This window comes from Arsukibacterium perlucidum DSM 18276 (assembly GCF_000382165.1).
GTDB classification, from domain to species: Bacteria; Pseudomonadota; Gammaproteobacteria; order Enterobacterales; family Alteromonadaceae; genus Alishewanella; species Alishewanella perlucidum.
In genome coordinates this window covers 175,141-195,987 of sequence record NZ_KB907703.1, presented here as the reverse complement: position 1 = coordinate 195,987, position 20,847 = coordinate 175,141, and the positions used below count along the sequence as shown (strand labels likewise).

At 48.5% G+C, this 20,847-nt stretch carries 18 protein-coding genes and 6 tRNA genes; 13 read left to right on the top strand and 11 right to left on the bottom strand.

The genetic code is table 11. The features are described 5' to 3' along the window. Positions 1-135: 135 nt before the first annotated feature. The 10 genes from H141_RS0103885 to lolB form a co-directional block, all read right to left on the bottom strand. Positions 136-210: transfer RNA gene (locus H141_RS0103885), tRNA-Gln, on the bottom strand. A gap of 60 nt (positions 211-270) precedes the next feature. Then, positions 271-345: transfer RNA gene (locus tag H141_RS0103880), tRNA-Gln, on the bottom strand. Between the two features lie 25 nt (positions 346-370). Beyond that, positions 371-455, bottom strand: a tRNA-Leu gene (locus H141_RS0103875). Between the two features lie 18 nt (positions 456-473). After that, positions 474-550 (bottom strand) — tRNA-Met (locus H141_RS0103870). Between the two features lie 175 nt (positions 551-725). Further along, positions 726-1,817, bottom strand: a complete 1,092-nt coding sequence (gene ychF / locus H141_RS0103865; RefSeq protein ID WP_019674931.1) for a redox-regulated ATPase YchF — start codon at positions 1,815-1,817, stop codon at positions 726-728. A gap of 37 nt (positions 1,818-1,854) precedes the next feature. Continuing rightward, the gene (pth, locus tag H141_RS0103860) at positions 1,855-2,457 is read right to left on the bottom strand and encodes an aminoacyl-tRNA hydrolase (RefSeq protein ID WP_019674930.1); all 603 of its coding nucleotides are present in this window, start codon (positions 2,455-2,457) and stop codon (positions 1,855-1,857) included. Then, positions 2,457-3,074, bottom strand: coding sequence for a 50S ribosomal protein L25/general stress protein Ctc (locus H141_RS0103855; RefSeq protein WP_026349214.1), 618 nt, complete (start codon positions 3,072-3,074; stop codon positions 2,457-2,459). Before H141_RS0103855 ends, pth begins: the two co-directional genes overlap by 1 nt. Positions 3,075-3,225: 151 nt before the next feature. Then, a complete protein-coding gene (locus tag H141_RS0103850; RefSeq protein WP_019674928.1) occupies positions 3,226-4,161 on the bottom strand; it encodes a ribose-phosphate pyrophosphokinase in 936 nt (311 codons plus the stop codon). A 70-nt stretch (positions 4,162-4,231) separates the two neighbouring features. Next, entirely contained in the window at positions 4,232-5,083 is an 852-nt protein-coding gene (gene ispE, locus H141_RS0103845; RefSeq protein WP_019674927.1) for a 4-(cytidine 5'-diphospho)-2-C-methyl-D-erythritol kinase, read from the bottom strand. Further along, a complete protein-coding gene (lolB, locus tag H141_RS0103840; protein ID WP_019674926.1) occupies positions 5,080-5,685 on the bottom strand; it encodes a lipoprotein insertase outer membrane protein LolB in 606 nt (201 codons plus the stop codon). The genes ispE and lolB overlap by 4 nt, the downstream gene beginning before the upstream one ends. Positions 5,686-5,765: 80 nt before the next feature. Here lolB and hemA point away from each other — a divergent pair, with 80 nt between their 5' ends. The 6 genes from hemA (at position 5,766) to kdsA (ending at position 11,910) form a co-directional block, all read left to right on the top strand. Beyond that, positions 5,766-7,013, top strand: a complete 1,248-nt coding sequence (hemA, locus tag H141_RS0103835) for a glutamyl-tRNA reductase (protein WP_019674925.1) — start codon at positions 5,766-5,768, stop codon at positions 7,011-7,013. A gap of 18 nt (positions 7,014-7,031) precedes the next feature. Then, on the top strand, positions 7,032-8,123 hold the full coding sequence (gene prfA, locus H141_RS0103830) for a peptide chain release factor 1 (RefSeq protein WP_019674924.1): 1,092 nt from the start codon (positions 7,032-7,034) through the stop codon (positions 8,121-8,123). 1 nt (position 8,124) lies between these two features. After that, positions 8,125-8,955: a peptide chain release factor N(5)-glutamine methyltransferase gene (gene prmC / locus H141_RS0103825; protein WP_019674923.1), complete on the top strand. Its 831-nt coding sequence runs from the start codon at positions 8,125-8,127 to the stop codon at positions 8,953-8,955. A 111-nt stretch (positions 8,956-9,066) separates the two neighbouring features. Further along, positions 9,067-10,623: a DUF3369 domain-containing protein gene (locus tag H141_RS0103820; protein ID WP_019674922.1), complete on the top strand. Its 1,557-nt coding sequence runs from the start codon at positions 9,067-9,069 to the stop codon at positions 10,621-10,623. A 37-nt stretch (positions 10,624-10,660) separates the two neighbouring features. Continuing rightward, positions 10,661-11,038 carry a SirB2 family protein gene (locus H141_RS0103815; RefSeq protein ID WP_019674921.1) on the top strand — a complete coding sequence of 126 codons (378 nt, stop codon included), beginning with the start codon at positions 10,661-10,663 and terminating at the stop codon, positions 11,036-11,038. Between the two features lie 23 nt (positions 11,039-11,061). Beyond that, positions 11,062-11,910 carry a 3-deoxy-8-phosphooctulonate synthase gene (gene kdsA / locus H141_RS0103810; protein ID WP_019674920.1) on the top strand — a complete coding sequence of 283 codons (849 nt, stop codon included), beginning with the start codon at positions 11,062-11,064 and terminating at the stop codon, positions 11,908-11,910. 93 nt (positions 11,911-12,003) lie between these two features. Here the strand turns inward: kdsA and H141_RS0103805 are convergent, their stop codons facing one another. After that, positions 12,004-14,778, bottom strand: coding sequence for a hybrid sensor histidine kinase/response regulator (locus H141_RS0103805; protein ID WP_026349211.1), 2,775 nt, complete (start codon positions 14,776-14,778; stop codon positions 12,004-12,006). 200 nt (positions 14,779-14,978) lie between these two features. Here H141_RS0103805 and H141_RS0103800 point away from each other — a divergent pair. The 7 genes from H141_RS0103800 (at position 14,979) to H141_RS0103770 (ending at position 20,839) form a co-directional block, all read left to right on the top strand. After that, positions 14,979-15,054, top strand: a tRNA-Phe gene (locus H141_RS0103800). An 86-nt stretch (positions 15,055-15,140) separates the two neighbouring features. After that, a tRNA-Phe gene (locus H141_RS0103795) sits at positions 15,141-15,216 on the top strand. Positions 15,217-15,418: 202 nt separating this feature from the next. Beyond that, entirely contained in the window at positions 15,419-17,581 is a 2,163-nt protein-coding gene (locus tag H141_RS0103790) for a prolyl oligopeptidase family serine peptidase (RefSeq protein WP_019674918.1), read from the top strand. Positions 17,582-17,820: 239 nt separating this feature from the next. Continuing rightward, positions 17,821-19,029, top strand: a complete 1,209-nt coding sequence (locus tag H141_RS0103785) for a phosphopentomutase (RefSeq protein WP_019674917.1) — start codon at positions 17,821-17,823, stop codon at positions 19,027-19,029. A gap of 9 nt (positions 19,030-19,038) precedes the next feature. Continuing rightward, a complete protein-coding gene (gene deoD, locus H141_RS0103780; RefSeq protein WP_019674916.1) occupies positions 19,039-19,740 on the top strand; it encodes a purine-nucleoside phosphorylase in 702 nt (233 codons plus the stop codon). Between the two features lie 54 nt (positions 19,741-19,794). Next, positions 19,795-20,265 carry a xanthine phosphoribosyltransferase gene (gene gpt / locus H141_RS0103775; protein WP_019674915.1) on the top strand — a complete coding sequence of 157 codons (471 nt, stop codon included), beginning with the start codon at positions 19,795-19,797 and terminating at the stop codon, positions 20,263-20,265. Between the two features lie 4 nt (positions 20,266-20,269). After that, positions 20,270-20,839, top strand: a complete 570-nt coding sequence (locus H141_RS0103770; RefSeq protein WP_019674914.1) for a nucleoside deaminase — start codon at positions 20,270-20,272, stop codon at positions 20,837-20,839. The last annotated feature ends 8 nt before the right edge of the window (positions 20,840-20,847 follow it).

Below are 20,847 nucleotides of genomic sequence, written 5' to 3'. Positions count from 1 at the left end.
AACTCGCGAACGCTGCGCGTCCACTCAGACACTCTGTGGCTGTGCGCTACAGGGTTCCAACCTCGCATCTCCGTGACGGCCGGTTTTAATGAAGACTAAAAGCAAAAACCCAGCCGGGGCTGGGTTTTCTAAATATGGCAGGGGCGCCAGGATTCGAACCTGGGCGTGGCGGGATCAAAACCCGCTGCCTTACCGCTTGGCTACGCCCCTAAAAGGTGGATGGCAGTTCAGATAAACACAAGGAGAGATAAAATCAACTGCCTGAGTTAATGGCAGGGGCGCCAGGATTCGAACCTGGGCATGGCGGGATCAAAACCCGCTGCCTTACCGCTTGGCTACGCCCCTGCAGAAACTGCTTACTTACTTATTATGGTGCGGAAAGAGAGACTCGAACTCTCACGCCTCGCGGCGCTGGAACCTAAATCCAGTGCGTCTACCAATTCCGCCATTCCCGCATACATAGGAAAATTAAGTGGTGGCTACAGCGGGAATCGAACCTGCGACCCCAGCATTATGAGTGCTGTGCTCTAACCAGCTGAGCTATGTAGCCACGCTAACTTGTCCTAAGCAAGTGGCGCGTATTATGCTGATCTGACATATTAGCGTCAACCGTTTTTTTACGATTAGTGCTTTGGATGGGTGTGTTTGCTGTTTTTATACGCAAAACCCGGTTAGATAAAAAAAGCCGCTGCAGTGGCAGCGGCTTTTTTATAGCGAAAACAGCATTAGACGTTAAAGCGAAAATGCATGACATCGCCATCTTTAACAATGTAATCTTTGCCTTCCAGCCGCCATTTACCGACTTCTTTGGCACCGGCTTCGCCTTTAAAGTTAACAAAATCATCGTAGCCGACCACTTCGGCGCGGATAAAACCTTTTTCGAAGTCAGTGTGAATAACGCCGGCGGCTTGTGGTGCGGTGGCTCCAATGGCCACAGTCCAGGCCCGCACTTCTTTCACCCCGGCGGTAAAATAAGTATGTAAGCTTAATAGTGAGTAGCCGCCGCGAATAACCCGGTTTAAACCTGGCTCTTCCAGGCCCATATCGGTCATAAACTCGGCCTTTTCGTCATCTTCCAGCTCAGCAATTTCTGATTCTATCGCCGCGCATACCGGTACTACGATGGCGCCTTCTTTATCAGCTATGGCCTGCACTATATCTAAATAAGGGTTATTTTCAAAACCATCGTCAGTGACGTTGGCAATGTACATGGTCGGTTTAATGGTTAAAAAGTTCATATAGGCAATCAGCGCTTTTTCTTCCTTATCCAGCTCCAGCTGACGTAAGGTATTGCCTTGCTCCAAATGGGCTTTTACTTTCTCCAGCACCAGCATTTCTGCTTTGGCGTCTTTATCGCCGCCTTTGGCTTTTTTACTTACCCGGAAAATAGCGCGCTCGGCACTATCCATATCAGACAGTACCAACTCCATATTAATGGTATCAATGTCATCAGCCGGGTCTATTTTGCCGGCAACGTGAATAATGTTTTCATCGTCAAAGCAGCGCACCACATGGCCAATGGCGTCGGTTTCACGAATATTAGCCAGAAACTTATTACCGAGGCCTTCACCTCTGGAGGCGCCTTTTACCAGCCCGGCAATATCGACGAATTCCATGGTGGTGGGAATGACCCGTTGCGGTTTAACAATTTCAGCCAGTTTATCCAGCCGTAAATCAGGCACCGGTACTACACCGGTATTGGGCTCTATGGTGCAAAACGGGAAGTTGGCTGCTTCAATGCCTGCCTTGGTTAACGCATTAAACAAGGTAGACTTACCGACGTTAGGCAGGCCGACAATACCACATTTGAAACCCATAATAATTTTCCTTCAGGCTGTGTTGCTGGCCGCAAGGCTAGCTGGCTTTAAAACTATGTAAGCGATGTTGGGCTTTGACCAAGCCATCACGCGCCAGAATGTCAAAGCAACTTACTGCTTCATCAATGCTGGCATCAATTAACTTTTGTTCACTGGCCGGGGCCTTGCCCAGCACAAAACCGGTAACCTGATCTTTATGGCCGGGATGACCAATGCCGAGGCGTAACCGGTAAAAATTCGGGTTGTTACTCAAGCGCGCCATAATATCGCGTAAACCGTTATGGCCAGCATGACCGCCACCGAGTTTAAATTTAGCAATGCCAGGCTCAAGTGCCAGCTCATCATGGGCCACCAGAATGTTTTCCGGTGCCAGCTTATAAAACTGGGCCATGGCCAATACGGCTTTACCGCTGAGATTCATATAGGTAGAGGGGATAAGCAGTTTAAATTCCTGGCCGGCACAGATGAATTTACCGGTATAACCAAAGAACTTACTGTCATTTTTCAGGCTGACATTAAAGGCATGAGCCAGCTTTTCTACAAACCAGGCCCCGGCGTTATGCCGGGTATGCTGGTATTCGGGGCCTGGATTACCCAGGCCCACGATTAACTGAACATTGGCAGGTAATGCGTCAGACATTACTCGGCAGTTTCAGTTTCTTCTTCTGTATCAACGGCTTTACCAGCTGGCTTGTTCACAGATACCACTGGCAGGTCATGGCCTTCACCTTTGGTTAACTGAACAAAAGTAACACCTTTAGGTGCTTTAATGTCAGTCAGGTGCAAGGTTGTACCTACTTCAACATCCGCCAGATCTACTTCGATAAATTCTGGTAAGTCTTTTGGTAATACGCTGATTTCAATTTCGTTCAGGGCATGAATTACCACGCCGCCTTTTTTGACTGGCATTTCTTCGTTTAAGAAGTGAACCGGAACGATAGTGGTCAGCTCGTGGCCAGCTTCAACGCGTTGGAAGTCAACGTGCATGATTTTTGGCTTATACGGGTGACGTTGCATATCTTTAACGATAGCCTGGATCTTCTCTTTACCAACAGTGATAGTCAGGATGTGAGAATAAAATGCTTCAAAGCTTTGCGCTTTTAACAGCTTAGAGTGCTCTAAAGTGATAGATAAGGCATCTTTATGTCCGCCATAAATGATGGCTGGAACTTTGTCTTCGTGACGCAGGCGGCGGCTCGCACCTTTCCCCAGGTCAGTACGGACTTCTGCAGTTAACGTGAAAATTGCATCAGACATGATGTACTCCAATAAAGTGATTTTTGTTGCGGCTTGCGACCAGCCCCAACCTGATTGCCCCTTCAAAAGGCGCGACATATTACCACCAGCACCCGACGGCTGCAAATGAAAAAGGCGCCGACAGGCGCCTTAAAAGAAACGGATGACGGTTTTAGTCAAACATTGATGAAATAGATTCTTCGTTGCTGATCCGGCGAATACACTCTGCCATCAGTTCACTTAAGGTAAGCTGACGTACTTTGCTAACTGCTTTCATCGCTTCTGACAGCGGAATGGTATCAGTGATAATCAGCTCATCAATAACTGAATTGGAAATGATTTCCGGCGCATTGCCTGAGAACACCGCGTGGGTTGCGTAAGCAAATACCCGTTTGGCGCCTTGTTCTTTCAGGGCTTCTGCTGCTTTACATAAGGTGCCGCCGGTATCAATCATATCGTCAACGATAATACAGTCACGGTCTTTGACATCACCGATAATATGCATGACCTGCGACACATTTGCCTTTGGCCGGCGTTTATCAATAATGGCTAAATCAGCATCGTTCAGTAGTTTGGCCACTGCCCGGGCCCGCACAACACCACCGATATCCGGCGATACTACCACCGGAGACACCAGTGACTTTTTGCGCATATCTTCCAGCAATACCGGGCTGGCAAACACGTTGTCTACCGGTACGTCGAAGAAACCCTGGATCTGTTCAGCGTGCAAATCGACGGTTAACACCCGATCGACACCAACACTCGATAAGAAGTCAGCGACAACTTTGGCTGTGATAGGCACCCGGGCCGAGCGTACCCGGCGGTCCTGACGGGCATAACCAAAATAAGGAATAACGGCAGTGATCCGGCCGGCCGAAGCGCGCCGTAGAGCATCTACCATTACAATTAATTCCATTAAGTTGTCATTGGTTGGGGCGCAGGTTGACTGAATAATAAAAACATCAGAACCACGAACATTCTCATTGATTTGTACGCTAACTTCGCCATCACTGAAACGGCCAACGTCGGCATCTCCCAGTTTAATGTAGAGACGGCTGGCAATTTTGTTAGCAAGTTCTGGTATGGCGTTACCAGCGAAAACCTTCATGTCGGGCACAGTAGGATCCTCAGGGCGGTGGTGAGTCCGGTTAAATCATTAAATGCCGGTGTTACAGGCATCAGGCGTTGAATTCCGTATCTGCCAACGCCGCCATTACAGGCGACTGGTTGACTCCCTTTGCAATAAATCCGCGACAGCTTGCCGGCAGATGAGCTAGGGCATGCTGAGCACTGGCCGCGTCCGGAAATTCGGCGAACACACTGGCGCCAGTACCCGTCATTCGACACGGCGCATATTCTACCAACCACTGTAAGGTTATTGCAACAATCGGCTGCAGCTGTTCGACCAGCGGTTGGCAATCATTGCGCCAGGGACTGTTAAACAGCGTATCCAGACTAAGCGATGGGCTGTTACGAATTAAATCAGGATGCTGAAAAATCTCTGCGGTACTAATGTGGCAGGGTGGTGTTACCACTAAATAGGTTTTTTCCGGTAGTTGCACAGGTACTAATTTTTCGCCTACGCCTTCGGCAAAAGCGCTGAAACCCCGGACAAACAGTGGTACATCGGCGCCGAGTTGCAGCCCCAGTGCCGCCAGTTGCTCCGTGCTTAGTTTTAGTTGCCATAAGGCGTTTAACGCCAGCAAGGTGGTGGCTGCATCTGATGAGCCGCCGCCAAGACCGCCGCCCATTGGTAATTTTTTATCCAGCACAATATCGCAGCCAAGCATGCACCCAGTATGTTGCTGCAATAAGCGACCCGCTTTGATAATCAGATTATCCGGCCCCTGCAGGCTCAGGTCATTACACTGCAGGTTTAACTGATTGTCGGGACGCGGGCTAAAATGCAGCTCATCGCCAACGTCCAGCAACTGAAATAACGTTTGTAAATTATGGTAGCCGTCGTCCCGGCGGCCGGTAATATGTAAAAACAGGTTAAGCTTGGCTACTGCAGGCAGGCTTAAAGTCATAATTGCCAGCTCCGGATGTGAAAACTAATGTTAGTGTCTTCGCTGCTTAAATTAATTTTCTGTGGCAGCGCCAGTTGATCAGTATAAAAGCTCTGATAACGAAGTTGCCAGACAATACCCGTGCTATCAACTAACTGAAATGCCTGCACCCTGCCAAGTTCATCATACTCAATGGCCGTTGCCGCCGCTCCCGGTATACCTTTTAGCCATAGCGGCATATCGGCCAGCGGCATTGACCAGCCGGCAAGTTGCCACAATAAACTGCTGGTATCGACAGCCTGATAGTGTTCACCGCGCAGTAAAATACTGCTGCCTTGTGAGTCATTGCTTAACTGAAATAAACTTATGCCTAAAAAATTAGCCAGCCGCGCTTTATAGTGTTCGGTGTTATGCTGTTGCCAGGTCAGATTGCCACTGATTGTTTCATCCGGGGTTTTAATACCAACAGAAGCCTGCACGGTATACTGGGTGATAGCGGTTATCTGTGCTAACCGGGTTTGATTGTCCAATGCTTTTACTGGTGCGGGTTTTGAAAACAGGCTGCAACCACTGGTTATTAGTAATAATCCGACCAGAGTTAACCACTTAATTGGTGCTGACACGCTGAAAGTCCTTAGTTACGCTTTTCTTAATATGGGGTTTTTCGTACAATTCGCCCCTGACAAACTTGATGATACAGGTGATGGCCATCTTTGCACTAGGCATTAATCATAAAACAGCACCGGTTGGCTTACGGGAGAAAGTGGCATTCGCCCCGGAGCAGGTGCATGAAGCCTTGCGTGAACTGGCTACTGCCACGGCGGTAAGCGACGCGGTTATTCTGTCGACCTGTAATCGAACTGAGTTGTATTTTAACGGTACCAATCAGCAGGCGGAACAGGTCGTTGCCTGGTTGGCGCAGTTTCATCAGTTAAATGTAAATGAACTGCAGCCGCACCTGTACCTGCATCATGATCGCCAGGCTGCCGAGCACCTGATGCGGGTGGCGGCGGGGCTTGATTCGCTGGTGCTGGGTGAGCCGCAGATTTTAGGCCAGGTAAAGCAGGCTTATAACCAGTCACGCCAGGCCGGTACCATTAATCCACAGTTTGAACGCTTATTTCAGAAAACCTTTGCAGTAGCCAAAGATGTTCGCACCAATACTGACATTGGTGCCAATGCGGTATCAGTCGCTTTTGCTGCGGTCAGTTTAGCCAAACAGATATTTGGTAAGCTGGAAAAAGTCCAGGTGTTATTGATTGGCGCAGGTGAAACCATTGAATTAGTCGCCCGCCATCTGGCAGAGCAAGGCGCCCGCGAGCTAACCGTAGCCAACCGCACCTATGAGCGGGCAGTGCTGCTGGCAGAGCAGTTTAATGCCAAAGTGATTACGTTATCGCAGGTGCCGGCGCAATTGCCGCAGGCCGATATTGTCATCAGCTCTACCGCCAGTACCTTACCAATAGTAGGCAAGGGCATGGTAGAGCAGGCGTTAAAGAAGCGCCGGCATAAACCAATGTTTCTGGTTGATTTAGCCGTGCCACGTGATATTGAGCAGCAGGTCGGCGAGTTGGAAGATGCGTACTTATATACGGTAGACGACTTGCAAAGTATAGTGGCGCAAAATGTCAGTTCCCGTCAGCAAGCGGCAGAGCAGGCTGGAGCCATGATTAGGTTGGGGGCAGAAGATTTTCTGCAGTGGCTGCAGTTACAAGGCAGTGTTGACTGGGTGCGCGATTACCGGCAACGCTGTGAGCAAATTAAAACCGAATTGCTGGGCCGGGCGCTGAACCAGCTGGCTGCCGGCCAGGATGCCGAGAAAGTGCTGGCTGAACTGGCCAACAAACTAAGTAACAGGCTGATGCACAGCCCCACTAAAACCATTCGTCAGTTACTGCAACAAGAGGCCAGCGAGCCGCAGGCACTGATCAACAGTTTATTAGATATTTAAACAGGTAACAGACCTAACATGAAAGAATCGGTATACCGCAAGCTGGAAGGCTTGGTGGAACGGCATGAAGAAGTACAGGCGTTATTAAGCGACCCTGGGGTAATTGGCGATCAGAAGCGTTTTCGTGAGCTGTCTAAAGAATACAGTCAACTGGAAGACGTGAGTAACGCCTTTAACCGCTTTCGTCAGGCGCAGCAGGATTTAGCCGCAGCGGAAGAAATGCAGAAAGACAGCGACCCTGATATGCGGGAAATGGCGCAGGAAGAATATAAAAGTGCCCGGACTGCTATTGAACATCTTGAAAAAGAGCTGCAACTGCTGTTGTTGCCTAAAGATCCTCATGACAACAATAGTTGTTTTATTGAGATCCGTGCCGGCGCCGGTGGTGATGAAGCCGCTATTTTTGCCGGTGATGTATTCCGGATGTATAGCCGTTTTGCTGAGCGCCAGCGCTGGAAACTGGAAGTGATCAGTGCCAGTGAAGGCGAACATGGAGGCTTTAAAGAAGTGATTGTCAGTGTTCAGGGGGAAGGAGCTTACGGCGTGCTGAAATTTGAATCCGGTGGCCACCGGGTACAACGGGTACCGGCAACTGAATCACAGGGCCGGGTACACACCTCAGCCTGTACCGTCGCTATTATGCCTGAAATTCCGGAAAGCGAAGCCATCGAAATAAACCCGGCAGACTTAAAAGTCGATACGTTCCGGGCCTCTGGTGCAGGTGGTCAGCACGTTAACCGCACCGACTCGGCGATTCGTATTACCCACTTACCTACAGGTATTGTAGTGGAGTGTCAGGATGAGCGCTCGCAGCATAAAAACCGGGCCCGTGCCATGAGTGTTTTGCAGTCCCGAATTCAGGCTGCTGAAGATGAAAAACGCCGGCTGACGGAAGAGTCGACCCGACGCTCACTGGTCGGTAGCGGTGATCGCTCTGAACGGATCCGTACTTACAACTTCCCGCAAGGCCGCTTAACTGACCATCGGATTAACCTGACCATTTATCGGTTGAATGAAGTGATGGAGGGCGATCTGGAACTCGTGCTGGAACCGCTTAATCAGGAACATCAGGCTGACTTACTGGCAGCACTGGCTGACGAAAACCGTTGATATGACCCTGGCGCAATGGCTGCAACAGGCAACCCGGCAACTTCAGGACATATCTTTACTGGCGGCTGACGACGCCAGGTTGTTAGCATGCCATCAGCTAAATGTCAGCAGCAGTTATTTGTATAGTCATGGTGACGAGAAGCTCAGCGATGTCAATCTGCAGGCACTAAACCAGCTGCTTAGCCGGGCGCTGCAGGATGAGCCAATAGCTTATATTATTGGTAACTGGCCGTTTTGGAATATTGAGCTTGAGGTCGCACCCTGCACCTTGATCCCAAGGCCTGACACTGAGTTATTGGTGGAGCAGGTGTTGTCACTAGCGCTGCCGGCAACGGCCAGAGTACTGGACTTAGGTACAGGCACTGGTGCTATTGCTCTGGCGCTGGCATGTAACCAACCTTCCTGGCAGGTAACAGCTGCCGATAAAGTTGCTGCAGCAGTTGAACTTGCCCGGCGCAACGCCAAACGTTTAGCAGCAAATAATTGTACGGTATTACAAAGTGACTGGTTTGATGCGCTGCAAGGCCAGCAGTTTGAGCTGATTGTCAGTAACCCCCCATATATTGAACCTGACGACCCGCATCTGGTCGCACTGCACTTTGAGCCTGTATCGGCGCTAGTGGCGGCCGGGCAAGGTCTGGCCGATTTAGCGGCGATTTGTCAGCAGGCACCGGCTTATTTGACGGAGCAAGGATGGCTGTGGCTGGAGCATGGTTACAATCAGGCACAGGCTGTTCAGCAATTATTAATAGCCGCCGGGTTTAAGCAGGTACAGTCACGTAAAGATTACGGCAATAACTGGCGGATCAGCGGTGGTTGTCTTAGCGGCTAATGGTTTTGTAACAAAGTTTTGACCAGCAAGCCATTAACGCATATAACTATTTATAGAGCTGTTCTGATTGTAGTGCTTTGCTGATACTAATCTGATTCCGGAGCCAGTCTTATGAATGATGAGTTTTTGTTTGCTGACGAGTCTGAACCGACCGAGGTAGTCAACCATGGCCACTGGAAAGTTTTAATCGTTGATGATGAACCAGAGGTTCACACTGTTACCAAACGGGCCCTCAGTGACTTCAGCTTTAATAATAAAACCCTGGAGTTTATCAGTGCGTATTCCGGTGCCGAGGCCAGGGAGTTAATTGCGGCTCATCCGGATACCGCCATCATTTTGCTGGATGTGGTGATGGAAACCGATGATGCGGGTTTGCTGGTTGCCAGGCATGTGCGGGAAGAGCTGAAAAATGACCATGTGCGAATTATTTTGCGAACCGGCCAACCCGGGCAGGCTCCTGAACGTCAGGTGATTGTCAATTACGATATCAATGATTACAAATCAAAAACCGAACTTACTGCGCAAAAGTTATTTACCGTTATTATGTTCAGCCTGCGCTCGTATCGGGATATTTTGTCGCTGGAGCAAAGCCGCCAGGGTCTGGAAAAAATTATTAATGCTTCTATCGATTTATTCTCCTCACATTCTATGGAACAGTTTATCGACGGTGTGTTGCAGCAACTAACATCTATTCTGGGCAGCCATGAAAATGCGTTATTGGCCAGCTCATCGCTGGTTGCAGGAAATGTGCGTGCCGATGCGGATCCACACGACTTAGTCGTATTTGCCGGGCAGGGCCAGTTTGCCAGAAAAGAGGGCAAACCGGTGCAAGATGTACTGAGTAACGATTTGCTGGCGGCCTTTGAGAGTGCGCTGGGTAGTCGTAGTATTGTCTATCGTGATAATTACCTGGTGGCTTACTGTTGCAGCAAGTTTACCCACGGCTCTTTGCTGTATATTTCCGGCTTACCGGGGCAAATCAGTGATAATCAGAAAAAACTGATTGAATTGTTCGCTCAGAATGTGCAAATAGCCTACGAAAATGTGCAGTTACAACATGAAATTGAAGATACCCAACGGGAAATCGTTTATCGGCTGAGTGAAGCAGTTGAACATCGTTCTATCGAAACCGGCAATCATGTGCGGCGGGTGGCTTTTATTTGTTATGACCTCGCTAAAGCCTATGGTTTGAGTGAAGAAGAAGCTGAGCGATTAATGTATGCCTCGCCACTACACGATGTTGGCAAAGTGGGGATCCCTGATGGCATATTAAATAAACCGACCAAGCTCAACGGCGGTGAATGGGAGGTGATGAAAACCCATTCCAACATTGGCTATGACATTTTGAAAGATTCAAAACGTGTTATTATTCAAGCCGGTGCCATCATTGCTCAGGACCATCATGAAAAGTGGGATGGTACCGGTTACCCTGCGGGTAAAAAGGGCGAGGAAATCCATATCTATGGCCGGATTGCTGCCCTGGCTGATGTATATGATGCATTGCGTCATCGTCGCTGCTACAAGCAGGCCTGGGGTTTAGATGAAGTGGTGGCTAAAATTGTTGCTGAATCGGGCAAGCATTTTGAACCTAAATTGGTTGAATTGTTTCAGCAGCGGGTGGAAAAGCTCGAAGCGATTTTACAGAAATATCCTGATAATGAAGATTAGGCTGCCGTGTTGGCTGCAAGACTAAGGACTCTGTTGTATGTATATGGCGTTTAAACATCTGCACCTGCTGATGGTTGTATTAAGTGTTATTTTGTTATTTATTCGTTTTGGCATGATGCTCAAAGACTCGCCGTTACTGCAGAGCAAACTGCTGAAAACAGGCCCTCACCTGATTGATACATTATTGATTTTATCAGCAGTAGCCTTAATGCTGACCATTAATCAATACCCTTTTGTAAATAGCTGGCTGACCGAGAAGTTCATTGCCTTGCTTGCTTACATTGCACTGACAGTGATGGCACTGCGGGGGCGCACCATTGCTATTCGCTGGTTATGCTTTTTGGGAGCATTAGGCTGGCTGGGATTGATGGTGCGGGTTGCTTTGAGTAAACAACCGGTTTTTTTACCGCTTTAATTTAACGAGATTGCTGGAATACTATGGAACAACAAACCGTCAGGGTCGGTAACCTTGCAGTAAATAACCAGAACCAATTTGTACTGTTTGGCGGCATGAATGTGCTTGAGTCGCGGGATATGGCGATGCGGATTGCCGAACACTACGTCACTGTATGCGCTAAGTTAGGGATACCTTATGTGTTTAAGGCCTCTTTTGATAAGGCCAATCGGTCATCTGTTCATTCATACCGGGGGCCTGGTCTGGACGAAGGCTTGAAGATCTTTGCTGAAATTAAAAGTACCTTCAACGTACCCTTGATAACCGACGTACATGAACCCTGGCAAGCTGCTCCGGTGGCAGAAGTGGTTGATGTTATTCAGTTGCCGGCATTTTTAGCCCGGCAAACTGATTTAGTGGTGGCGATGGCCAAAACCGGTGCAGTCATTAATGTTAAGAAGCCGCAGTTTCTGGCACCCCATGAAATGCGGCACATCATCACCAAGTTTGCCGAAGCAGGTAATGACAAGGTTATTTTGTGTGAGCGCGGCAGTTGTTTTGGTTATAACAACCTGGTAGTGGATATGCTGGGTATGGACGAAATGAAACAATTTGCGCCGGTAATTTTTGATGCTACTCATGCGTTACAAAAACCAGGTGGCCGCACTGACTCAGCTGACGGCCGGCGTGCCCAGGCTGCGCAACTGGCGCGCTCTGGTATGGCACTGGGTTTAGCAGGCTTGTTTATCGAAGCCCATCCTGATCCCGATCAGGCAAAGTGTGACGGCCCCTGCGCTTTACCATTGGCTAAGCTTGAAGGTTACCTGAGCCAGATGCAGCAGCTTGACCAGTTAGTTAAAAGCTTTGCGCCGCTTGACACCTCGGCCAGCTAATATATTAGGGTGGCTCAATACAAAAAAACGGTAGTTATTACCGGTTTTTTTATTGATGAGGCTTAGCAACGTACTGAACACCCTGTCGCAGGATTAATAGCGATGGCGCACATAATTTACCACATCCTGGTATTTGTCCTGCATTACCCGCGCATATTCATTAATAACTGACCAGTCACTGTTTTCTGCGGCTTGCTCAAGTTTCAGTGCTTCAGCCGACAGGCTCAACGCACCGACACTTTTTGCCACCGATTTAAATTGATGTGCAACCGCCCTGACCCCGCTGCGATTATGAGCCTCTGCCTGGGTTTTCAACCCGCTAAGCAACTCTTTGCCGTGTTTGACAAAGTAGTTCAGGAATTCTTCATGCTTGGATGGTTCATTCCCCAGAAAATTGGCAATAGTAGTAAAACAAATGGGGGAGGGCTGTTGAGCCGGTTCAGCGGTGTTGCCATTACCTTTGCCAGAACTGGTAGTGGTTTTTTGCTCAGTAGCCGGTAACCAGCGGTTAAGCATAGTTTCCAGGGTTACCAGTTCTAATGGCTTGGTAATATAGCCATCCATACCGATGCTGATACATTTTTGCTCTTCACCTTTTAAGGCGTTCGCGGTTACGGCAACAATCCGGCTGAAGTTACTGTCATCCTGACGGTGCAGGCTTTCTTTGCGGATAGCGATAGCTAAATCGTAACCACTCATGTTTGGCATATGTAAGTCGGTCAGCACCAGTGGATAGTGATAACGGCGCCACATTTCCAGGGCAATGGCACCATCGTCAGCCACTTCCACCGCATAACCCAGCGCATTAAGCTGATCAACAATCACCCGCTGGTTCATCATATTGTCTTCAGCCAGTAAAATAAGCTGGCGGTTACGCCTTGCGGTTTCAATATCCGGCGCGCCTTTACTTAAATTAAGATTGGAGGTTTGTTGCGGCTTGGGTTTATCTTTGCGCCTGGCTGCAACTAAAATAGCGTCGTATAAGTGGCTACGGCATATTGGTGAACTATGCAGGTAGTAGGTTCGCTCATTACTGTGTTCTGATAATTCAACCTGATTAGTAATAACAATAAATTGCACCCGTTCCAGTTCAGGCACTGCCTGCAATTTGTTAATGTCTTCGGCTGAAATTTGCTCATAGGTGGCGTCAAGCACCCAAACAGCAGCTTGTTTTGGCGGCAACGGCTTCTGTTGTGATGCCCGGTGGTAAAGCGCTTCGATGCTGTTTACAACATCAAGATCCGCATGGCCATGGCGTAAATAACTGCTTAAATGTTCCTGATTATCGCTATCCTGGGTAAACAGGCAAATATGAATATCACGCAGCAATTCGGTACCGACATACTCAATTTCGTCTGAGCGTCGCATCGGGATCCTGACTTTAAATTCAGTGCCTTTACCTACTTCGCTTTGCACGTCAATATCGCCGTACATCAGTGAGGTCAGACGCTGACAAATTGATAGTCCGAGGCCGGTGCCCCCAAACTTACGGGTGATAGAGCCTTCAGCCTGGTTAAACGGATGAAACACGTAATTGATCTGGCGCTGGGTCATACCTCTGCCGTTATCAACAATACTAAACTGGATTTGACTAAACTCCATGTTCTCTTCCAGTAAATCAGCCCGGATCACCACCACTCCGGTTTTCTGCGGTGTGGTTTCGGTGAACTTAATGGCGTTGCCAGCCAGGTTATATAATATCTGGCGTAACCGCACCGGATCACCAAATAAGCCGTCTGGGATCTTCGGGTCAATATACAGCTTTAAATCAATTTGGCGCTGATAGGCCACTGAAACCAAAATACGGCCAACTGCCTCGATAATATCGACCAACGATACCGGAATATTCTCGAGTTCCAGTTTGCCTGCCTCAATTTTCGAGAAATCCAGAATATCGTCCAGAATGCGTAACAACGAAAAGGATGACTCACGGATAGTGTCGGTCATTCTGAACTGGGAGGTGGATAACTGGGTTTTTCTGAGCAAATCAATAGTGCCGATAATACCGTTCATTGGGGTGCGAATTTCATGGCTCATCGTAGCTAAAAAGGTCGATTTTGCTTCATTAGCGCGTTCGGCAGTTAATTTGGCGGTCTCCAGCGCATCAGTACGTTCTTTAATTCTGGTATCAACTTCCTGCTTTAACTGGGCAATATCGGTCTCTGACCCTTTCAGTGCCTGTTGCCCTTGTTCAATACGCCGGAACAGTTGGTTAATGTAACTACCCAACATGCCAAAACCATCATGGGCATGGCTCTCAACGCTGCCGTCAAACAAGTTTTTGTCCAGTGCTGTTTTGGTGCTGCTTACTAACGGCGAAAGTTTACGGTTAAAATAAACTGAAATGGCATAAGCAAAGCTCAGACTAAGCAACACGCCGGCTACAACACTGCAGATGAACGCCAGTAACATTGGCAATTGACTGGTTGGTTGAATGTAAAGAACGTTAACCAGCAGGGTTTTAACATCGTTATTGACTATTCTGCTGACGATTAAGTAATTTCCTTGTCTCATTTCGCGATTGGCAAGTTCAGGTTGCGGCACGAAATTAGCCAGATTGACGGTATTGGCTATCAGTTCCAGTTGTTGATTGCTTTGGCGATACAAATAAATAGCGCGGCTACTGTCAGCATTGCGCGCTTGCAGCAGCATTTGCTCCGCAGCCTTGGTATCATCATTACGAAGTGGCGTACTTAAGGCGCTGGCCAGAATAGTCGTTTCGGCTGTCAGGCGGGCTAATTGATTTTCATCCCGGTTCTGTTCGGGCAAGGTGAATAATGTAAACAACGCAGCTTGCAATAACAGGATCAGCAGGGCCATTAAAGCCAGGCGGCGAAACATTGGTTTAGTGTAAGAGGTTTTTTCCATCAGCTGTCCATTTAAATGCATTGTACGGCATGCCTGTTAACTGGATACAGTGTAACAAGTTTTTGATAGTTGGCGCAGTGTTAATTTTAACAGGTGGCGAACAAAGCAGCACCCTTTGGTTAATCCCTGTCCGGTTGCAATGCTTTTAGAAAAAATCTGTTGACTTAGCTTGGCAAAATCCGTTTAATACGACCCGCATTGCCCAGATAGCTCAGTCGGTAGAGCAGCGGATTGAAAATCCGCGTGTCGGTGGTTCGATTCCGCCTCTGGGCACCATCATTTTGGTGTCTTGTTCAGTTCACTGCGTAGTTGCAGCCATAAGGCGGCATAGCGCAGCATAATTTTACCAGCACAACGTTTTTGCCCAGATAGCTCAGTCGGTAGAGCAGCGGATTGAAAATCCGCGTGTCGGTGGTTCGATTCCGCCTCTGGGCACCACTAAAGTTAAAACGCCAGCGAAATGCTGGCGTTTTGCTTTTTCTGCCCGGCGTAATCTTCGATTACCCGGTACTTCGCTTTGAGTCCACATAAATTTCAGTTAGTTGAAATAGGCAGCCGGCTTTAAGTTTGCTAAGCTCAAGCCCGTTTTTCAAAAAATAAATCTAATAACAATTACAAAAACATCAACATCGGAGTTTCCATGAAATATGCTATTACCGTGTTAGCGGCGGCTATGCTCAGCGCATGTGGCGGCGCTAAACAAGATGTAACAACAAGCCAGGATATCACCGTGAGTACTGAGCAACGTCAGCAGCTGCAATACCCCGATACCCGAATGGGTGACACCGTAGACAACTATTTCGGAAACAATGTCGCTGATCCTTATCGCTGGCTGGAAGATGATCGCAGCAGCGAGACTGAAGCCTGGGTAAAAGCCCAGAACGAGGTGACGTTCTCTTACCTGAAACAGATCCCTTTTCGGGACGAGGTCCGTGCCAAGTTAGAGAAATCCTGGAATTTTGAACGGATTGGCGCGCCTTTTAAAGAGGGTGACTATCATTACTTTTACAAAAACGACGGCTTACAAAACCAGTTTGTGTTGTACCGGCAAAAAGACGGCGGTGCAGCGGAAGTATTTTTAGACCCTAATACCTTCAGCGAAGATGGCACTACATCGCTTGCTGATATTGAGTTTTCCCGTGATGGCAGCCTGGCCGCTTATGCTATCTCGGAAGGTGGCAGCGACTGGCGTAAAATAATCGTTATTGATGCCAAAACTAAAGAGCAGCTGGAGCCCACCCTAATCGATGTTAAGTTCAGTGGTATTTCCTGGGTAGGCAATGATGGCTTCTTTTATTCCAGTTATGACAAGCCAGAGGGCAGTGAATTGTCGGCAATGACCGACCAGCATAAACTTTACTTCCATAAGCTGGGAACGGCGCAAAGCGACGACCAGGTGGTGTTTGGTGGGATTGCAGAGCAGAAGCATCGTTATGTTGGCGCAGCGGTAACGGAAGACGATAAATACCTGCTGGTGTCAGCTGCGGTATCCACCTCAGGTAATAAATTATTTTTAAAAGATTTAACCAAAGAAAATAGTGAATTCGTTACTATTTTGGATCATACCGACTCTGATACTAATTTACTGGATAACGAAGGCGATAAGTTATATCTGGTGACTAATCTAAATGCCCCCAATCGTAAAGTTGTGGTAACGTCTGCTGCCAGGCCGACCCCTGATAACTGGCAGGAATTGATCCCGGAAACTGACAATGTGTTGCGGATCAGCAAAGGCGCGGGCTACTTGTTTGCCAACTATATGGTCGATGCCATAGCCAAGGTAAAGCAATATGATTACAGCGGTAAACATATCCGCGATATCGAACTACCGGGTGTTGGCAGTGCCGGTGGTTTCAGTGGCAAAAAAGACGCTGAGCAGTTGTATTATTCGTTTGCTAACTATACAACGCCATCCAGCATTTATGCTTTGCAGCCTGATAGCGGCAAATCTGATTTATATAACAGCCCGAAAATAGACTTTAATCCGGAAAGCTATACCTCAGAGCAGGTTTTCTATACCTCAAAAGATGGCACAAAAGTGCCGATGATTATCAGTTATAAAAAAGGCCTGAAAAAAGACGGCACCAACCCGACTATTTTGTATGGTTATGGTGGCTTTAATGTCAGCCTGACCCCCTCTTTCAGCGTAGCAAATGCGGTGTGGATGGAAATGGGCGGTGTTTATGCGGTAGCAAACCTGCGCGGTGGCGGCGAATACGGTAAGGCCTGGCATACTGCCGGGGTGCAACTGCAAAAACAAAACGTGTTCGATGACTTTATTGCTGCCGCAGAGTATTTGCAGCAACAACAGTACACTTCTGCAGGCAAGCTGGCTATTCGCGGCGGCTCTAACGGTGGTTTACTGGTAGGCGCGGCTATGACCCAACGGCCAGAGCTGTTTCAGGTGGCGTTGCCTGCAGTAGGTGTACTGGACATGCTGCGCTATCATACCTTTACCGCAGGTGCCGGCTGGGCTTACGACTATGGCACTGCTGAGCAGTCTGCTGACATGTTTCAGTATTTAAAGGGTTATTCGCCGGTGCATAATGTGAAGGAAGGGGTAACGTACCCGGCCACTATGGTAACCACGGCTGATCACGATGACCGGGTAGTACCTGCGCATTCTTTTAAATTTGCAGCAGAGTTGCAAGCAAAAGCAACTAAGGTTAATCCACAATTAATCCGGATTGACGTTAATGCTGGCCACGGCGCTGGCATGCCTGTGTCAATGGTAATTGACCAAGCTGCTGATATTTTCAGTTTTACTCTGTACAACATGGGATACCAGCAGTTACCGCAATAAAGCTGTAAATTATGTAGGATCAAAAACGGCGCTTTTGCGCCGTTTTTTGTCGGCTGCTTGCTGGCGCTAAAGCTTGCTAAAAGCCCGCTGAAGCCCCAAAGTAATAGTTAAACTTGTAAAACGCCGGGTAGCATATTAAAGTGCGTGCCCTTTTTATTTATTCAGGATCTGGGCAACGCTGGCCTGTAAGGCAGTCGCTCAGATTTGGCTGGTGCATTTTTACAGTGGGAGTCCACAGTATGGCAAAGGCGGTAATCCTGGTTCTGGACAGTTTTGGTATTGGCAGCGCGCCTGATGCTGATCGTTTTGGCGATGTTGGTGCTAACACTTTTGGTAGCATTGCCCGTGAGTTTATGAAACAAAAAGGCCGCCAGCTGGCGTTACCTAATCTGGCACGTTTGGGCCTGGTAAAGGCGGCAACCGCTGCTGCCGGCACCGCACCACAAGTCGTCGACAGTGCCATGCCGGTAGGGGCTTATGGTTATGCCCGAGAGCTTAGCAGCGGTAAAGACACACCCAGTGGCCACTGGGAAATGGCCGGAGTACCGGTATTATTTGACTGGGGCTATTTTGAGCAGAAAACCGACAGTTTTCCGCCAGAGCTGGTTGCTGAATTGTGTCAGCGTACGGGGGTGAGCGGTATTTTAGGTAACTGTCATGCGTCAGGTACCGATATTCTGCGTAAGTTGGGTGATGAACATATTAAAACCGGTAAGCCCATATGTTATACCTCTGCTGACAGCGTATTTCAGGTTGCCGCTCATGAACAGCATTTTGGCCTGGAAAAGCTGCTGAGTTTTTGTCGGGTTGCCCGCGAATTATTGGATGAGTACAACATTGGCAGGGTTATCGCCCGGCCGTTTCTGGGCGATAGCCCGGACAATTATGCCCGCACCGGCAATCGTCGGGATTACTCGGTATTACCGCCGGCGCCTACCGTGCTGGATAAGTTAACCGGCGCAGGTGGCACGGTAATCAGTATTGGTAAAATTGCTGATATCTATGCCCATCAGGGGATCAGCGAAAATATTAAAGCCACAGGCCTGGCGGCACTGATTGATACCACACTACTGCAAATGAAAAAGCAGCCAGAGCGCAGCCTGGTGTTTACTAATCTGGTTGATTTTGACCAGAATTACGGCCATCGCCGCGATGCAATTGGCTATGGCGAAGCATTGGAGTACTTCGACAGCCGCTTGCCTGAGCTGCTTGATGCCTGTGCTGCCGATACTTTACTGCTAATGACTGCTGATCATGGCTGCGATCCTACCTGGCCGGGTACCGAACATACCAGGGAATATATTCCGGTACTGGCATATCAGCCCGGTCTTGCCAGTACTAATTTGGGCGAGCGCATGAGCTTTGCTGATATAGGCCAGACCCTGGCCGATTATTTTAAGCTGGACGCCATGGCGCATGGCGATTCCTTTATTGATAAATTACATTAAGAGAAAATTATGGCTACTCCTCATATTAACGCTGCTGACAACGCTTTTGCCCAAACGGTATTAATGCCTGGTGATCCGCTGCGGGCCAAACATATTGCCGAAACTTTTTTAACCGATGCTGTTTGCGTTAATACCGTGCGCAATATGTTTGGCTATACCGGCACTTATCAGGGTAAGCAGGTAAGCGTACTGGGCTCTGGCATGGGTGTGCCGTCGATGTCACTGTATGCGACCGAATTAGCCAAATTCTACGGTGTTAAAAATATTATCCGGATTGGTTCCTGTGGTGCCTTACCACGTGAAGTGAAGGTACGTGATGTCGTCATCGCCATGGGCGCCAGCACGGATTCAAATGTTAATCGCAACCGTCTGGCCGGTATGGATTTTGCGGCATTAGCGAACTACGATTTGCTTGAAAAAGCGGTAAATGCCGCCCGTGCTAAACAAATTAATGTCAAGGTAGGGAATGTCTTTACCTCTGATTTATTCTACAACCCAAGCGAAACCCTGTTCGATACCCTGGAGAAATATGGTGTATTAGCGGTTGAAATGGAAGCGGCGGGTCTGTATGGCGTTGCAGCTGAGTATGGCATTAATGCCCTGGCTATTTTAACGGTAAGCGATCATATCCGAACCGGTGAAGCGCTGGATGCCGATTTGCGCCAGACCAGCTTCAATGAAATGGTTGAAATTGCTTTGTCATTAATCTAGTTATTTATATAACTATTTAATAAGTCATTTAGTTTAAAAGCGGCCGGAAAAATTATGTCACTTACCACCAATAAGATGTTTTATGTGTCCTGGGAAGCCTTTCATCGTGCCACTAAAGAACTGGCGCAACAGTTACTGGGCCAGGATTTCAGTGCCATAGTCGCGGTTAGCCGCGGTGGCCTGGTACCGGCGGCTATTTTAGCCCGCGAGCTGAATATCCGGGTGATTGATAGTATTTGTGTTGCCAGCTACGAGCACGATAAACAAGGCAGTTTACGTATTTTAAAAGATGCCAGTTTGCAGGATAACGCCAAACTGCTAATTGTTGATGATTTAGTTGATACCGGGGAAACCGCCCGCGCCCTGCGCGAACACTTTCCGCAGGCATGCTTTGTTACCGTGTATGCCAAGCCACAGGGTAAGCCGTTAGTAGACCATTATGTTACTGATATTGAGCAGGATACCTGGATCCAGCTGCCGTGGGATATGGAATTAGCCTACAGCAAACCTCTGGCGGAGCATTAATTCTATGACGGCAGTACAACAGGTAACAATAGCGTTGCCAGAGTGGATTAACGAGGTCGTCGACTGGCAGAAAACCTATGCTGATGACGACGAAAAAATGGCGTTGGCAATAGAGCTATCCAAGCAAAACGTGCTGCGCGGTACTGGCGGCCCTTTTGGCAGCGCTATTTTTGATTGCAGCAGCGGCAAGCTGATAAGTGTCGGGGTTAACCGGGTAATGCCAATGCATAACTCAGCCGCCCACGGTGAAATGGTCGCGATAATGCTGGCCGAGCAACAGTTACAAAGCTTTAGCCTGAATGCTGATGGCGTTAAGCGCGAGTTGTTTACCTCCTGTGAGCCCTGCGCCATGTGCTTAGGTGGCACGCTATGGAGCGGGGTAAAACGTTTGGTGTGTGCAGCCACCGCCGACGATGCCAGAGCGATAGGCTTTGATGAAGGCCCGGTCGACGCCAGTAGCTATCAATACTTAGCCGATGCCGGCATCGAGGTAGTGCGGTTAGTGCAGCGTGAAGCTGCCGCCAAGGTACTGGGTGATTACTTAAATGACGGCGGCACTATTTATAATGGCTAGTTATAATG

Bases quoted from the DNA above. Each gene is read 5' to 3' on its own strand.
- ychF (WP_019674931.1), bottom strand. From the start codon at position 1,817: ATGGGTTTCAAATGTGGTATTGTCGGCCTGCCTAACGTCGGTAAGTCT.
- pth (WP_019674930.1), bottom strand. From the start codon at position 2,457: ATGTCTGACGCATTACCTGCCAATGTTCAGTTAATCGTGGGCCTGGGT.
- H141_RS0103855 (WP_026349214.1), bottom strand. From the start codon at position 3,074: ATGTCTGATGCAATTTTCACGTTAACTGCAGAAGTCCGTACTGACCTG.
- H141_RS0103850 (WP_019674928.1), bottom strand. From the start codon at position 4,161: ATGAAGGTTTTCGCTGGTAACGCCATACCAGAACTTGCTAACAAAATT.
- ispE (WP_019674927.1), bottom strand. From the start codon at position 5,083: ATGACTTTAAGCCTGCCTGCAGTAGCCAAGCTTAACCTGTTTTTACAT.
- hemA (WP_019674925.1), top strand. From the start codon at position 5,766: ATGGCCATCTTTGCACTAGGCATTAATCATAAAACAGCACCGGTTGGC.
- prfA (WP_019674924.1), top strand. From the start codon at position 7,032: ATGAAAGAATCGGTATACCGCAAGCTGGAAGGCTTGGTGGAACGGCAT.
- prmC (WP_019674923.1), top strand. From the start codon at position 8,125: ATGACCCTGGCGCAATGGCTGCAACAGGCAACCCGGCAACTTCAGGAC.
- H141_RS0103820 (WP_019674922.1), top strand. From the start codon at position 9,067: ATGAATGATGAGTTTTTGTTTGCTGACGAGTCTGAACCGACCGAGGTA.
- H141_RS0103815 (WP_019674921.1), top strand. From the start codon at position 10,661: ATGTATATGGCGTTTAAACATCTGCACCTGCTGATGGTTGTATTAAGT.
- kdsA (WP_019674920.1), top strand. From the start codon at position 11,062: ATGGAACAACAAACCGTCAGGGTCGGTAACCTTGCAGTAAATAACCAG.
- H141_RS0103805 (WP_026349211.1), bottom strand. From the start codon at position 14,778: ATGGAAAAAACCTCTTACACTAAACCAATGTTTCGCCGCCTGGCTTTA.
- H141_RS0103790 (WP_019674918.1), top strand. From the start codon at position 15,419: ATGAAATATGCTATTACCGTGTTAGCGGCGGCTATGCTCAGCGCATGT.
- H141_RS0103785 (WP_019674917.1), top strand. From the start codon at position 17,821: ATGGCAAAGGCGGTAATCCTGGTTCTGGACAGTTTTGGTATTGGCAGC.
- deoD (WP_019674916.1), top strand. From the start codon at position 19,039: ATGGCTACTCCTCATATTAACGCTGCTGACAACGCTTTTGCCCAAACG.
- gpt (WP_019674915.1), top strand. From the start codon at position 19,795: ATGTCACTTACCACCAATAAGATGTTTTATGTGTCCTGGGAAGCCTTT.
- H141_RS0103770 (WP_019674914.1), top strand. From the start codon at position 20,270: ATGACGGCAGTACAACAGGTAACAATAGCGTTGCCAGAGTGGATTAAC.